Source organism: Atribacter sp., from assembly GCF_035418125.1.
GTDB classification, from domain to species: Bacteria; Atribacterota; Atribacteria; order Atribacterales; family Atribacteraceae; genus Atribacter; species Atribacter allofermentans.
The window spans coordinates 1-14909 of record NZ_DAOLQM010000028.1 but is presented as its reverse complement, the minus strand read 5'-3'; the positions used below and the strand labels follow the sequence as shown (position 1 = coordinate 14909).

The 14909-nt window shown below is 37.5% G+C and carries 14 protein-coding genes; 9 read left to right on the top strand and 5 right to left on the bottom strand.

Annotated elements, in window-relative coordinates:
- Together PLK24_RS03110 and PLK24_RS03105 are read right to left on the bottom strand one after the other, a co-directional pair.
- Positions 1–438, bottom strand: a 438-nt coding sequence (locus PLK24_RS03110) for a family 1 encapsulin nanocompartment shell protein (protein WP_324476304.1), incomplete at its 3' end; no start/stop codon positions are given.
- Positions 439–491: 53 nt separating this feature from the next.
- Positions 492–836 (bottom strand): encapsulin-associated ferritin-like protein, encoded by a 345-nt coding sequence (locus PLK24_RS03105; RefSeq protein WP_324476303.1) that lies wholly within the window; start codon positions 834–836, stop codon positions 492–494.
- A gap of 166 nt (positions 837–1002) precedes the next feature.
- On the opposite strand from PLK24_RS03105, the gene PLK24_RS03100 reads away from it, so the two are divergent.
- A complete protein-coding gene (locus tag PLK24_RS03100) occupies positions 1003–3231 on the top strand; it encodes an Ig-like domain-containing protein (RefSeq protein WP_324476302.1) in 2229 nt (742 codons plus the stop codon).
- A gap of 219 nt (positions 3232–3450) precedes the next feature.
- Entirely contained in the window at positions 3451–5355 is a 1905-nt protein-coding gene (locus PLK24_RS03095; protein ID WP_324476301.1) for a putative glycosyltransferase family protein, read from the top strand.
- Here the strand turns inward: PLK24_RS03095 and PLK24_RS03090 are convergent.
- Both PLK24_RS03090 and PLK24_RS03085 read right to left on the bottom strand, forming a co-directional pair.
- Positions 5340–6662: an HD domain-containing phosphohydrolase gene (locus PLK24_RS03090; RefSeq protein ID WP_324476300.1), complete on the bottom strand. Its 1323-nt coding sequence runs from the start codon at positions 6660–6662 to the stop codon at positions 5340–5342. The genes PLK24_RS03095 and PLK24_RS03090 overlap by 16 nt on opposite strands.
- Before the next feature lie 366 nt (positions 6663–7028).
- Positions 7029–7892 (bottom strand): hypothetical protein, encoded by an 864-nt coding sequence (locus tag PLK24_RS03085; protein ID WP_324476299.1) that lies wholly within the window; start codon positions 7890–7892, stop codon positions 7029–7031.
- Between the two features lie 110 nt (positions 7893–8002).
- On the opposite strand from PLK24_RS03085, the gene PLK24_RS03080 reads away from it, so the two are divergent.
- The 7 genes from PLK24_RS03080 (at position 8003) to PLK24_RS03050 (ending at position 14454) form a co-directional block, all read left to right on the top strand.
- Positions 8003–9307: a uroporphyrinogen decarboxylase family protein gene (locus tag PLK24_RS03080; protein ID WP_324476298.1), complete on the top strand. Its 1305-nt coding sequence runs from the start codon at positions 8003–8005 to the stop codon at positions 9305–9307.
- A gap of 144 nt (positions 9308–9451) precedes the next feature.
- A complete protein-coding gene (locus PLK24_RS03075) occupies positions 9452–10576 on the top strand; it encodes an ABC transporter substrate-binding protein (protein WP_324476297.1) in 1125 nt (374 codons plus the stop codon).
- Positions 10577–10707: 131 nt separating this feature from the next.
- Positions 10708–11601 carry a branched-chain amino acid ABC transporter permease gene (locus tag PLK24_RS03070; protein WP_324476296.1) on the top strand — a complete coding sequence of 298 codons (894 nt, stop codon included), beginning with the start codon at positions 10708–10710 and terminating at the stop codon, positions 11599–11601.
- Positions 11602–11613: 12 nt separating this feature from the next.
- Positions 11614–12669: a branched-chain amino acid ABC transporter permease gene (locus tag PLK24_RS03065; protein WP_324476295.1), complete on the top strand. Its 1056-nt coding sequence runs from the start codon at positions 11614–11616 to the stop codon at positions 12667–12669.
- Complete coding sequence (locus PLK24_RS03060; RefSeq protein WP_324476294.1) at positions 12659–13438, top strand: ABC transporter ATP-binding protein; 780 nt, start codon at positions 12659–12661, stop codon at positions 13436–13438. Before PLK24_RS03065 ends, PLK24_RS03060 begins: the two co-directional genes overlap by 11 nt.
- Entirely contained in the window at positions 13438–14163 is a 726-nt protein-coding gene (locus PLK24_RS03055) for an ABC transporter ATP-binding protein (RefSeq protein WP_324476293.1), read from the top strand. The genes PLK24_RS03060 and PLK24_RS03055 overlap by 1 nt, the downstream gene beginning before the upstream one ends.
- 87 nt (positions 14164–14250) lie before the next feature.
- The gene (locus PLK24_RS03050) at positions 14251–14454 is read left to right on the top strand and encodes a hypothetical protein (protein ID WP_324476292.1); all 204 of its coding nucleotides are present in this window, start codon (positions 14251–14253) and stop codon (positions 14452–14454) included.
- A 14-nt stretch (positions 14455–14468) separates the two neighbouring features.
- On the opposite strand, the gene larC2 is transcribed toward PLK24_RS03050, so the two are convergent.
- A partial coding sequence (larC2, locus tag PLK24_RS03045; protein ID WP_324476291.1) for a nickel pincer cofactor biosynthesis protein LarC2 occupies positions 14469–14909 on the bottom strand: 441 nt, incomplete at its 5' end.

Sequence of the window (14909 nt, the reverse complement as noted above, 5' to 3'; positions counted from 1 at the left end):
ATCATGAGAAAAGGGAAGGGGTTCATATTCTAAGACTGGTAAAATACCATCGATATCTCCTGGTTCAAAACCATGATAAATAGCTTTTTCTTCAAAAAGAGCAGTTTGTTTGGCAGCGTCAATTAAAGGAGTGAAGTCAACATCAACTGCTCCTCGATTAATATTATCTAATTCCCACAGGTCGAGTTGAAATGAGGTTCGAATTTCAACTAAAGGCTGAACCATATGTATTCCAAATCTGACGTCTCCTTCTCTTTGGTTTTCAGGGACGCTGAGCCTTCCCAATCCAATCCCAGCATAATCCCACCCTTTTGGACCAATAACATCAATAAAATGGCGAGCAGTAAGTTGATTGAGAAAGACTTTTTTTGCTTGACGATCAATTTCCTGCCAGGCTTGATCGGTTATGGGCGCTAAATTTCTTTTTAAAATGTCCATGGTATCCTCCTTGATAAATGAAGAAATTATTTCCGGTCCTTTATTCAGAAGGACTACTTCAGGTTACCAATCCCCAAATCACCCTTTATTTCAGGTTCGGCAGATTTTTCCGATGTTTCAATTTTTCCGATTGGTTCAGTGGCAAACAAATAGGTTTTTAAATTCTCATTCCATCCTTCCATATTTCGCCGTAACCATTCTAAAATCATGCTGGCATGCTCAATTTCTTCTTCCATATTATGAATGAGAATGGTTTTTATTTCTGATTCAGCAGTTGCGGCAGCTCTTTGATAATACCAATCAATAGCTTCAATTTCTTCTTTTAAACTATTTAGAGCTCGATGAATGTCTCGATCAGCATTGGAAAGTTCTTCAACCGGTTCAATATAATTGGCCAAATTAGAACACCTCCTTATCAATCATAAATAATTCTATTATATACTTTTTCATGAGTGAATTGATTGGTATCATAGTAGCTATAACTTTGCTTCTATTCAAGTTTTGTGCTAAGGGTTTCTTGGGGTAGGATCAGGAATGAATCGAATAAAAAGGAAGGAAATGAATATGAAAAAAAATGGTTCGATCAGTTGGTGGATCACCGGAATTATTCTTACCATCGGAGTTTTCGTTGGTGGAAGTCCAGTTTTTCCATTAAATGAATTGCCTCAACAATTTACCATTACCGTTTCTGAAACGGAAGTTAGACCGGGTCAAGAAGTCTTAGTCAGCTATACTGCTTCTTCCGATTGGAGCGCAAATGCTTGGGTAGGTTTGATACCTGCAAATATTCCTTTGGGTGACCAAAAAATTGCTGATGAAAACGATCTTGATTATCGACATTTAAAAAATACCCGTCAGGGGAAGCTATCCTTTATTATTCCTGATGTTGAAGGAATTTTTAATTTTCGCTTATATCCCAGCGATGATGATAGCTATTCAGAAGTTGCAGTGAGCGAGTCTATCAAAGTGGTCAGAGAACCAATTATTCCTTTGGATGCTAATCAGAATGGATTGAAAACGGAGAATCCTGTTGATGAACTTCCTTCCTTTCCTGATCAGGATGTTAATGAAACCTCTCTTTCCCAACTGCCGGGAATCGGTCAAATTACAACCAATATTCCCCTTCTTACCCCGACTCCGATTCCAACTCTTTCAGAAGCATCCTCTTTTCCAATAAATTCTGAGAAGAAGGATGAACTCCCCTCCCTTTCACCAACCGAATCATCCCTCCCAGAATTATCACTTCCTCCAGTCGATTCCAATCCACCACAAGTCGTATTAACTCGTCCCCGTACTGGGGCGGTTGAAGTTTCTTTGGATGTTCAAATAGAAATACAGTTTGATGAACCAATTCAATCCGGCCCAACCTTTCAAACCATCACTTTTACCGATCAGTTTCAGAAATCAGTTCAATACGAGGTTGAAATTCAGGATACCGTTTTACTACTAAAACCTCGATTGAATTTGGAAGCAAAAACAACCTTTCAGGTTATATTACCTCAACAATCTTTAATGGATAAACAAGGGAATTTGTTGCCGGATAATATAATTTTTACCTTTACAACTCTGGTTCCACCACCGATGACGACGGTGTCTCTCCCTTTTATCGGAGGAAAATCCCAAGAAATTATAAATATACCCGTTTTTTTTAATGGGTCACAAAAAATTGCCTATATAGAAATGCTTTTAACTTTTGATCCGGATCTTCTTGATTTTTTAAGAATAACTACTGGAGAAATTAATGATAACTGGCTTACCCAAGCGGAAATTGTAGATATTGGCCGAATCCGACTGTATATTACCCAAACAAATGACCAAAAATTAACCAAATACCAAGGCTCAATTGCGACCTTGCAATTTCGGGTAGTTAGTCGAGATAAAACTCTTTCCCAATCAGAACTATTGCTTGATGAATTAAAATTGTTAGATCAAAATCAGACTATGTTTCCTGGAACAGTTTTAAGTGGAATGTTTTCTCTTATTGGAAGTGAGAGCGACGCCGTTTCGAGTATGGGTGAAACTCCAACTCTGATTCCGATTAGCCCGCCAATTCAGGTTGAATTGGCGGATATGATTGTTGAACCATCATCACTGCTTAACGGGAAGATTGGAGAAGAATACCTTTTTAAGGCGACTCTTGAAAATGTTCCAGCCTCGATAAAAAACATCAAATTCCAATGGAATTTTGGCGATGGATCAAAAATAATGGATAGTTCAGAAGGAGAAATGTCCCATGTTTTTACCCAACCAGGACCATTTGAAATAACGGTGAAAGCCTTCAATCGGAATAATGGTCAGATGATTGCCATGAAAAAATTGAAAGTTGAAATTATCCAGGACCCGCCAGTCACTCCAACTATAAATACCACCGAATCTCAAGTTAAAACTCTTACCCATCGTGAAAAATATCCCAACGGCAAATTGAAAGTTCAATACACCTATTTGGTGCGTCCCGATAGGACTCAGGTAAAAAATGGCTTGGAAACCAGCTGGTATGAAAACGGAAAGAAAAAAAGTGAAGGAGAGTATCAGAATGGGAAAAAAGTCGGTGTATGGGTTTCTTGGTATGACAATGGAGTAATCGGTCAAAAAGGGACCTATCAGGATGATCAAAAAAATGGTGTATGGATTAAAAACTACCGAAATGGCAACAAAGAGTCAGAAGGTCTTTATCAAAATGATTTGAGAGAAGGTCCTTGGAAAAAATGGTATGAAACTGGAAAGCTGTGGGCAGAATTTGAGTGCAAAAACGATCAAATTGTGCCGGGAAGTTATGTAGAACACCGGCCATAAGTCATTATTGGTTTTTTTTGGATAGACCCTCATGCTGCCTAGCAGCACCAGATGAGGATGATTACAAAGATTCGACATGCCATGACATGTCGCTAAATTAATTAAAGAATGGGCACAATACATTGTACCCCTACATTTTTTTTAAATATTTTGTATGGCCTTGATTTATCATGCCCATGAGTTTTCAGGATAGATTAGAAGCAACAGAAGGGATTACCAATGATGGGATATTTTTATTTTATATTCTTTTTTCTACTGGGGATTTTTATTGCTTATAAAACATTTTATGAGCTACCAAGAGTTCTAAGGATCTGGATTGGTGGTTTGATTGGTCTATTGGGTATGATGTGGCTAGTCATACCCATCGCTTTTTTTACTGGTTTTACATTTTTCACCCACTTGGTGGCTTTAATTATAATGGGAGGATTTTCTTTATTGTGGTTTTTTCTTTATCACAAACCAAAGGATCAACCAGTTGTGTCTATTGATTATGATACGAGAATATTTTGGTTGGTACTCCCTTTTTCTATTTATTTCATTTATCTTTTTTATACCCATTATTTGCTTCCCGGTCAAGATGGTCTTTATTGTGGAGGGAATGCCTATGGTGATTTAGCTTTTCATCTTGGCATCATCACCAGCTTTAAAGAACAACAGTTATTTCCACCTCAATATTCGATCTTCCCCGGCATACGAATGGGGTATCCTTTTTTAGTTGATTCATTCACTTCCAGTCTGTATCTGCTTGGGATGTCGCTCCGTCATTCTTTATTGCTCTCCAGTATATCCATGGCTGTCCTTCTCCTGACCAGCTTTGTGGTTTTTGCCCAGGAAGTATTAAAAAAATGGAGTAGCACGGTTATTGCGACTCTGCTTTTTTTTATAAATGGAGGTCTAGGATTTTTTTATTATTTTCCGAAAAATTTATCACCCATCTTCTCAGAAATTGCCAATTCTCCTACCCACCTTTTTGATCAGAATATTATCTGGTCAAATGTTATCTGCGACTTGCTGATACCACAAAGAACCACCTTGGGAGGTTGGGCTTTTTTATTGTTGGCTTTATGGAGCCTTTATCGAGCCATAAATACTTCTCAAAGAAAATATTATTTTATGAGTGGATTGATAGCAGGTTTGTTGCCTATGATACACACCCATTCATTTTTAGCCTTTATAGTTGTCGCATTGATCTGGTTTATTTTTTTCCTGGTAAAATCCGATGGGAAAAGAAAATATGTTTTAGATTGGATGGTTTTGGTTCTCCCGGCATTTTTATTATCCTTTCCTCAATTGATTTATTGGACTTTTCCCCAGTCGGTTTCTGGAGGATACCTTCGGTTGATGCCGGGATGGACGAGTAAAACTGACTTTTGGCCATGGTTTTGGATAAAAAATACCGGTTTATTTTTCATTCTTCTTTTGCTGGCACTTTTTTCCCCAAAAAATCGGTTAAAAGCTTTTTATCTTCCGGCTATTGTTCTTTTTATTTTAGCTGAGTTGGTCATTTTTCAACCCTGGGATTGGGATAATATTAAAATATTATTTGTATGGTATATGTTTAGTGTAATTTTTGTTGCCAGCTATCTCGAACAGATCATCCAAAAAATATCAAAAAAATCATGGAGAGCTCTTTTTGTCGGAATAGTTGTTGGTATCTGTATTCTATCAGGTACTTTTAGCTTGATACGGGAAGCAGTTTCTTCGATTCGTCTTTTTTCTATTGATGATTTAAAAGTAGCTGAATTTGTCCAGCAGCATACACCAGCGGATGCAATATTTCTTACTTCGGATTTTCATAATAATCCTATTTCTGTATTAGCCGGAAGGAATATTGTTATGGGATATGAGGGTTGGTTATGGTCGCATGGAATTGACTATCAAAAAAGAGCAGCTGACATAAGGGAACTTTTTTTAATTTCAGAAAATTTTGATCACCTGGTTAAAAAATATCAGATTGATTATATTTTGTTGAGTTCTCAGGAAAGGTCTAAATATGGGGAAAAAATCTTCCAGCTTATACAGAAGTTTCCTCTCGTTTATCAGAGTCAAAATTCAATGATTCTGGGAGTTTCAGAGCGAGTTCGACCGCTTCACGACTCAATATTGAATCAAGATTCGAACTGAAATTCTTTTTTGGTAAAAATGAAAAGGCAGGTATCAACAATCTCCGAATCATAATGGATATTTTTATGAAGTTGGATTTCACCAAGAGCCTCTTCGATATGAAAGGGCTCTCGATAGGGACGATTGGATACCATGGCTTCGATAGTATCGGCAACGGCTAAAATTTTTGCTTCAAGTAAAATATCTTTCCCGGTTAATCCTTTTGGATATCCCGATCCATCAATTTTTTCGTGATGTTGCAATATGATTTTATTAACCGGCCAGGGGAAATGGATATGGTTCAATATTTGGTATCCAACCTCAGGGTGATTTTTTATCATGTTGAATTCAATATCAGTGAGCTGATGAGGTTTCCAGAGAATTTCTTGTGGAAGATATATTTTTCCAATGTCATGCAGCAATCCAGCAATGCGTAAACCATTGATTCTCTCTTGAGAGTAACCCATTTCTTCTGCAATAGCGCAGGAGAGCTGAGCAACTCGCTTTTGATGGCCGGCTATATAGGGGTCCCTAATCTCGACCATGTCTGAAATAGCTCTAACTGTTCCCTCTAAGGTATTTTGGAGGTTTTCCAATAACTTATTGAATTGAAATTCGGTCCGTTTTTCTTTGGTGATATCAATAGCCATTTGATATTTCACTTTTCGGCCATCAGGCCAAGGAATGGCTTTATCAATACATCGATACCATTTTTTTTCGTTTTGATTAAAAAAATCCCATATTAAAGTTTCGGAATTCTGATCCTCAAATACGGTGTGATTGGTACAGAATATACAAGGAGACTGAAAGCCATGAAGAACACGATGACATTTTTGCCCAATAACTTCTCCCAATTTTTTTTGCAGAGCTTGATTTACAAATAAGAGGGAATAGCCATCAGGATCGGAGATATAGAGAGGATGTGGAATCTGATTAAGGATGGTAAGGAGTTCACTCGACTGACTTTCTTTTTTCAATTCTGAATCTTTTCTTTTGGTAATATCTTGAATAGTCCCAACATAGAAAAATATTTGATTGAAAGTATTCTTAACCTTCCGAGTATTTATCTCAACCCACTTTGATTTTCGTTGTTGAGTATAAAATTGAGCTTCAAATCCAGTGAGGGTTTCATTGCTTTCTAATAATGATTGCCAGGCAAGACTCGCTTCCGGTGAAACAAATAATTGGAAAAAATTGGTATCTTTGGTTTTTAGTTGGAACATTTGATTGAAGTACCGGTTGGTTTCTATTAATTTTCCATCAGGATGAATAGCAAAAAAACCTATAGGTAATTCATGAAAATAGAGGGAATCACTCTTGATTTCCATTTAAGTCCGAATCTCCCTTATGGTTATCTCCCAAGAAGTTAAAGTTATATAATCTTAAAATCCCCCATTATCTCTTAATAGTCAAGACCTTTATAAATATTTTTTAATTAATGGGCATATTGACTAGGTCCTGTTTTTTTAATTTTATCAAGACAACGAGTAAAAAAGAATGATCTTGAGCTAATATTTTATTCTCAGCCGAATCTCCTCGGGTTGAGAATAAAGAGGAAAAGTTTAGTTATTTGAAAATTATTTCCCTCACTCTAAGAAATTTGATTATGAAGAGAGGTTAATTTTTCTCGTCATTTGATATTTTTTATCGACTAACCCGCTAATATCTCTGAAATTATATAACGAATAGAAAAATTATTGAATAGAATTTTGGGCATATTCAACCAAAGTCTGAAATGGTGAATTTAGAACAATTGCTGTCCAGGGTTTAGTTTCGATTTCATCTTTCTGATGAGGGATATCACCGATTTGGGCAACCGCAATAATTCTTTGTTGGAAGTCATAATAATACCTTTTAATTACATAATACCGAGAACCCGATGGATCGGCAAGTATTTCTTCTTGAATATTATCAACTCCCCAGATTAACTCATCCTCATTGATAGTAACAGTCCATAAAGTTCCATTTACGTTAAGAGGAATTTGATTCGGAATGGTATCACCCTGATCATGGATAAATCGGATGACTGTTTCAATAATCCTTTTCATACGGTTAGAATCGTTTTGATTCAGTAAATATTTGGAACGAAATAAAATAAATTGCAAATCAGATATTTGTAAGGTGCGAATATTCTTTTCTTGAATGGAAAATTCGCTTTGAAAACTTCCAGTAAGTCCACTTCCCAAATATTTCCATTCTTCGTTAGTGTTCTTTTTAAGAGGGACCATTTCTTTTTCTGGTGATGGAATTGGTGTTTCTATTTCAGCATTCCTTTCGACTGGCTTCAGAGTTGGTGAAATAGCCGGTGGAAGAATCTGTTGTTTTATAACTTCTGGACTGGGCGTGGGATTTTTATTGATAAGTATTTTTATTTCTCCCAACTGTTGGGATACTATGTTTCCTGTCTCTGGATCTTGAAAAACAGAAATTGATGGTGGCACCGCAAAGGGTGTTTCAGGGGGAATTTCACGAGTATACAGCGGGTTGATTCCCTTACCGGGAAAGGAGAAAATCAAAACCAGAAAAAAAGAAATAGAAAGTTTTGCAAATAATCTCATGCCTTTTTCCTCAATCCATGCCGATTTTTACAATATTTTATTACATTTATTGAATAAAGTCTTTTATAGATAGGATGGAATGGTTTTCAATTAAATTCTATTTCAACATTTTGAATGATATAATCTATCGAGGTGATAATTACATGACTTCTCGAGAACGTTTAATAGCAGCAATGAATCATCAGCCAGTGGATCGGATACCTTTCGATCTTGGCAGTACGAGCATTACTGGAATTCATGTCAGTTGTCTTCATTCTTTGAAGGTATCTTTAGGTTTGATATCTCCGCGAGAACCAGTCAAGGTGATCAATCCTTTCCTCATGCTGGGGGAAGTTGATGAAGCACTTAGAAGACGACTCGATATTGATACCATTGACTTACCAACTTTAGGAAACTCTTTTGGTTTTGAAAATGTTAATTGGAAACCCTGGAAACTTTTTGATGGAACACCGGTTTTAGTTCCGGAAAAATTTAATACCGTCCCCGATATGAATGGCAACATTCTTCAATACCCAAAAGGTGATAAAAGCTATCGACCTTCAGCTTGTATGCCCAACGGAGGTTTTTACCATGATCCTTTGATTCGAAAAAAAGAAGTTATAGAATCGGAGCTCACCGTAGAAAATCAAACGGAAGAATATACGATTCTTCAGGAAGAAAACCTGCGTTTTTATGAATCAGAAGCTGAACGCCTTTTTCGAGATGCTCAATATGGGATAATCTTTCGAGGAGTGGCAGGGAGCAATTTGAGTGATATTGCTCATATACCTGGATGTGGTCTTCCCGATCCCAAAGGGATACGGGACTTTGAAGAATGGTACATTTCTCTATTAACCAAAAAAGAGTTTATCAAAGATGTCTTTGCCAGAATGTCCGAAATTGCCTTAGAAAACTTAAAATTAGTTTTTCAGGCAGTTGGTAATAAAATTCAAGTCATTGTTATATCAGCAGCTGATTTTGGATCGCAAAATGGTCTATTTATTTCTCAAGATTTATACCGGGAACTGTTTAAACCTTTTCATCAAAGGGTTAATGATTGGGTTCACCAACATACAACCTGGAAAACCTTTATTCATACTTGTGGTTCAATTTATCCTCTTCTTCCAGATCTTCATGAAGCTGGATTTGATATTCTTAATCCGGTTCAAATTTCAGCGGCATGTATGGATCCGGTTCAATTAAAAGACCAATTTGGGAAATGGTTTACCTTTTGGGGTGGAGGAGTGAATACCCAGAAGACTTTACCTTTTGGGTCACCAGATGAAGTAAGGGAAGAGGTGAAATATCTTATCGAAGTATTCGGAAAAAATAGTGGTTTTGTTTGGAATGCCGTGCATAATATCCAAGCGAAAGTACCAGTCGAAAATTTAAAAGCATTGTTTGAAGCGATTCAAGAATACCGTGTGAGTTATTAGATAGATAGTTTTTTCCATTTCAGGAGTGAAATTGATAGTATTTAAAAAAAATTATATGATTTTGGCTTATTGTGCATATTTTCCTTGACAAGAATCTCATTCAGGTGATAATTTTATACAAAATTAAAGAAGGGGGAAATTGCTTTGAAGAGATTAACATGGTTGGGAATATTTTTAGCAATTCTTTTATTAGTATCGGTTCCGGTTTTTGGTCAAGATGCGGTTAAAATTGGAGCAAACTTGGAAATGACCGGTTCAGTCGCCGCTTATGGTCAAATGATCAATGAGGGCATTGAACTTATAAGGGATATTGTTGGAACCGAAGTATTAGGAAAACAAATCGAATATGTCTTGGTTGATAATAAAAGTGATAAGGTAGAAGCGGCTAATGCAGCTACCCGCTTAATCGACAAGGAAAAAGTTGTTGCGATTATCGGCCCAGCAATAAGTGGAAGTATGTTATCGGCCGGTCCAATTTGTGAAGAAAAAAAGGTGCCCCAGATTTCAGCGACCTCTACCAATCCTTTGGTCACTCAGGATAAGAAATATTCTTTCCGGGCAACTTTTATCGATTCTTATCAAGGGTTAGCTGCCGCTCAGTATGCTTATGTGGATTTAGGTGCAAAATCTGTGGCAATTCTATCCGATATTGCCCAGGACTACTGTGTTGCTCTCGGGAACTTCTTCAAAGATGCCTATGAAAAATTAGGAGGAGAAGTTTTGACCGTTCAACATTGTAAATCTGGAGACCAGGATTTTTCAGCCCAGTTGACTACTATTATGAATTTGAATCCGGATGTGATTTATCTTCCAAACTATTACACCGAAATTGCACTGATTTGCCGTCAAGCTCGTGATTTAGGATATGAAGGGAAAATGTTGGGTGGCGATGGTTCCGATGCTCCGGAATTAGTTGATATTGGTGGCGATGCTGTTGAAGGGTTTTATTTCACCGCTCACGGTGATACCGAAAAAGCTTTAACCGAGATCGGCCAAAAATACTTCGATGCCTATCGGGCAAAATTTAATAAAGAACCCGGTGTTTTTGGAGCTTTAGCAGCTGATTGTTATATAATCATTCTTGATGCCATCAAACGAGCTAACTCATTTGAACCAGAAAAAGTAGCCGCAGCAATCGAAGACACCAAAGACTTAGAAGTAACTACTGGAAAAATAACCATTGAAAAAGGCGATGCTTTAAAACCGGTTGTAGTGAAGCAGGTTGAAGGTGGTAAAGCGAAGCTTCTTGGAACCATCGAAGTCAAATAAAAATGGGAATAAAAAGGGACAGGTCTTTCCTGTCCCTTTTTATTTTTTAAAACCCTTTTTTTCTTTTTGTCTTTTGAGTAGAATATATCGGTATACTTTGATTCATTTTATTGAATGATGAGGATCTAAAAATGAGTTTTACCCAATTTTTTCAGCAACTAATGAATGGATTTTCCCTTGGCAGTCTCTACGCCTTATTGGCAATCGGTTATACGCTGGTTTACGGCATCCTCAGTTTAATTAATTTTGCTCATAGCGATGTTTTTATGCTCGGAACTTACTTTGCTTTTTATATGATTGCCATATTTATGCTTCCCTGGTGGCTTTCAGTTATAATTAGTGTGGTATTGTGCGCTATTGTTGGAATGACGATTGAGCGAGTAGCTTATCGTCCCCTTCGGTCAGCACCTCGTATTTCAGCCTTAATTACTGCCGTAGGAGTATCTTATTTTTTGGAAAATTTAGGATTAGTGGTTTTAGGAGCCAGACCGAAAGGGTTTCCTCGCCCTGACCTTATGAAAAATGTCTATGTTATTGCCGGTGCAAAAATTCAAGGGGTGAGTTTTTGGGTACCAATCATTAGTATCGGTATTTTAATGGTCTTACTTTATATTGTATATAAAACCAAAGTAGGAATGGCCATGCGGGCTGTAGCTAAAGATATGGAAACCACCCGACTTATGGGTGTGAATGTTGACCAGATCATTCTTTATACCTTCGCTCTCGGATCGGCATTAGCTGCTGCTGGAGGAGTCATGTGGGCTGCCAAATTTCCCCAGATCAATCCGTTGATGGGTATTTTCCCAGGGTGGAAAGCATTTACCGCTGCGGTGGTTGGTGGAATTGGAAATGTGGTAGGCGCTATGATCGGAGGATTTATTATCGGTCTTGCCGAAATACTCATAGCAGCTTTTTTCCCGAGCTTGACTGGGTATAAAGATGCCTTTGTTTTCGGCTTGTTAATTCTATTTTTAATCATTAAGCCAAACGGAATCATGGGCGAAACTCTAAAAGAAAAGGTGTGATTTGGGAAAAAAATGGGGAAAAGAGATTATATACTAACAGCAATACTCTTTGTCATCTTATTGTTTGGCTTATGGTTAGCCCAAAAATACCTGAATGCCTATATGATAAGAATATTAAATACTGCTTTTATCTATGTTATTGCTGCTGTTGCTTATAATTTAATCAACGGAATAGCTGGCCAATTTTCCTTGGGTCCGAACGGATTTATGGCTTTAGGTGGGTATACCGTTGCCCTGTTAATGTTACCGGTTTATCAAAAAATACAGGTTTATTTTTTAACCCCTTTAATTTGGCCTTTTAGTGTGATAACTTTTCCATCCTATCTCTTCATTCTTTCTTTAGTCCTTGGTGGTTTGGTTGCAGCCGGTGGAGCTTTTCTCATCGGTTTTCCCACCCTCCGATTAAGGGGAGATTATTTGGCAATTGCTTCCTTTGGCTTCAGTGAGATCATTTTTGTTTTAGCGAATAATTTTATCCCCTTAACCAACGGCGCTTTGGGCATTAAAGGTCTTCCGCAATATACCAATTTATGGTGGACGGGTGGATTGGCATTTCTCACAGTTTTTCTGATTCGGAATCTGGTGAATTCCAGTTTTGGGAGAGCTTTAAAAGCAATTCGGGAGGATGAAATAGCTGCCCAGACCATGGGCATCAATCCTTTTCGAATGAAGCTATTAGCCTTTGCCATAAGCGGTTTTTTTGCTGGTGTGGCTGGGGGTCTTTTTGTTACTTTAATAAGCACTGTTTCACCGACATTGTTCACTTTTGCAATGACCTTTAATTTGCTGATTATTATTGTATTAGGGGGTTTGGGGAGTATTACTGGTTCAGTTGTTACTGCTTTTATTTTTGCCTTTCTTCAAGAAATACTTCGAGAAGTTGAAGCTCCTCATACCATAGGTTCTTTTACCATTCCTGGCATCCCTGGAATGCGAATGGTGGTTTTTTCTGCATTGTTGGTTGTTTTGATGATATTTTATCGACGGGGGCTATTTGGAACCAAAGAATTATCGTGGGATCTGGTTTTTAGATTATTTAAGAAAAAGGAACCACAAGATGAACAATAAGATAGATACAATTCTCTCTTTAAATGGTTTAACGATGATTTTTGGTGGATTAATTGCTGTTAATGATTTTAATTTTCAACTTCAAGACGGAGATTTAGCCGGATTAATTGGTCCCAATGGAGCTGGAAAAACAACAATATTTAATATGATAACTGGCCAATATGTTCCTACTAAAGGGAAAGTCGTTTTTATAAATCAAGAGCTCAACGAACTTCCTCCCCATACTATCACTTCTCTCGGTATAGCCAGAACTTTCCAAAATATTCGTTTATTTGGCAACTTATCAGTGCTCGATAATGTTTTGGTATCTTTCCAAAAAGAACTAAAGAAAACCTTTTTCAGTGCCATGTGGGAAACCCCTGGATATATTCGTCAGGAAAAAGTCATGAGAGCAGAAGGAGAACAACTGTTAGAAGCAGTTGGTTTGCTTGGAATGGCGGGAGAGGAAGCCAAAAATTTGCCCTATGGACAGCAAAGAAGGTTGGAAATAGCCCGAGCCTTGGCCACTCATCCGAAACTTCTTTTATTAGATGAACCAGCAGCAGGAATGAATCCTCATGAAACCATGGACCTCATGAGTTTTATCCAGAGAATCCGCAAGGAGTTTAATTTAACCATTCTTCTTATCGAACACGATATGAAAGTGGTTATGGGAATCTGTGAAAGAGTAGCGGTAATGGATTTTGGAATCAAAATTGCCGAGGGAACACCAAATGAAATTCGTAATAATCCAAAAGTAATTGAAGCCTACTTGGGAGTGGAAGGATAATGAACGCTGAACAACCGTTATTAATGATAGATAGCCTCCATGTTTATTACGGCGGGATTCATGCCTTAAAAGGAATATCCTTAGAGGTTTATAAAAACAAGATTGTTTCTTTAATTGGTGCGAATGGAGCCGGAAAGAGCACAACACTGAGAACCATTTCTGGATTAGTTCGCTCGAAGACAGGAACTATCAAATTAAAAGATAGCTTAATTGGCGAGTTACCCACCCACCGGATTGTCGAAATGGGAATTGCAATGGTCCCCGAAGGAAGAAAAATTTTCCCAAACCTTACCGTTATGGAGAACCTCATTCTTGGGTGTTATACCAGAAAAGATATGGTTCAAATTAAAAATGATATGGATTGGATTTTTTCCATCTTTCCTCGATTGAAAGAAAGAACCTGGCAAAAGGGTGGAACCCTGAGTGGTGGGGAACAGCAGATGTTAGCAGTTGGTCGGGCTCTCATGTCTCGACCTCAATTACTGATGATGGATGAACCGTCATTAGGGCTTGCACCACTCTTAGTGAAAGAAATATTTCATATCATAAAAAAAATTAATCAGGAAGGAACCACCATCTTGCTCATTGAACAGAATGCTCGGGCTGCTTTGGAAATATCTGATTTTGCCTATGTTATGGAAACTGGTAAAATTACCATCAGTGGAGAAGGAAAAGGCTTACTATATGATGAAAAGGTCAGAAAGGCTTATTTAGGCGAAGATTAGGGATGGAATCTTATATCATATATCACTTTACTACCTTAATACTTAATTCTAAAGATATCAATTTTCTGGATAGAGGAGAGAATCAACTTGGCTAGTCGTGATTATTTTGACAAAAGAAAGTTGGTACTTGGCGAGATTTCATTAGATGAACGCATTGATCAATGGGTATGGATACTAGATAAAAGAATTATTAAGCGTTTTGTTACTTTAAAGGAACGGGAAACCCTGGTTCAGGGGCTGATTTGTCAGAAATGTGGGGCAAAATGTAAAGGTTATTGCGATGTATCCTGATTGATCAATATTTTTTAAAAGGCCAGCTTGTTTAGTTCAATTCTTTCTGTTGCCGTCTGGTGAACGGAACGAATCACGTCAAGAAGTGGGATTTGGAATTTTTGAGCAATGGTTTTACATTCTTCGTATTCCGGGGTTATCCTAAAACCCTTTTGATGTTTGGCTATTTTTACCCGAACTTTCCCCCAAACCGTTTCTACGAACCGGTCTTCGCGAGCAAGGAATACCTTTTTAAATTGAAACTCTCGAAATCCCAAAGTAGTCGTTTCTTGAAAAAGAATATTTTTAACTCTCTCAAATAAGTCGGGTTGGATGATAACCGACAATTTAATAGCCGGACGTTGTTTTTTCATGAAAATTGGAGTAGTAAAGACATCCAGCGCACCGATTTCAAAAAGTTTATCACTCACATATTCAATGATTTGAGGTGACATATCGTCGAGATTGGTTTCGAT

Excerpts from the sequence above, each read along its gene's own strand:
- PLK24_RS03070 (WP_324476296.1), top strand. The coding sequence starts at position 10,708 with ATGAGTTTTACCCAATTTTTTCAGCAACTAATGAATGGATTTTCCCTT.
- PLK24_RS03100 (WP_324476302.1), top strand. The coding sequence starts at position 1,003 with ATGAAAAAAAATGGTTCGATCAGTTGGTGGATCACCGGAATTATTCTT.
- PLK24_RS03060 (WP_324476294.1), top strand. The coding sequence starts at position 12,659 with ATGAACAATAAGATAGATACAATTCTCTCTTTAAATGGTTTAACGATG.
- PLK24_RS03085 (WP_324476299.1), bottom strand. The coding sequence starts at position 7,892 with ATGAGATTATTTGCAAAACTTTCTATTTCTTTTTTTCTGGTTTTGATT.
- PLK24_RS03055 (WP_324476293.1), top strand. The coding sequence starts at position 13,438 with ATGAACGCTGAACAACCGTTATTAATGATAGATAGCCTCCATGTTTAT.
- PLK24_RS03065 (WP_324476295.1), top strand. The coding sequence starts at position 11,614 with ATGGGGAAAAGAGATTATATACTAACAGCAATACTCTTTGTCATCTTA.
- PLK24_RS03090 (WP_324476300.1), bottom strand. The coding sequence starts at position 6,662 with ATGGAAATCAAGAGTGATTCCCTCTATTTTCATGAATTACCTATAGGT.
- PLK24_RS03095 (WP_324476301.1), top strand. The coding sequence starts at position 3,451 with ATGATGGGATATTTTTATTTTATATTCTTTTTTCTACTGGGGATTTTT.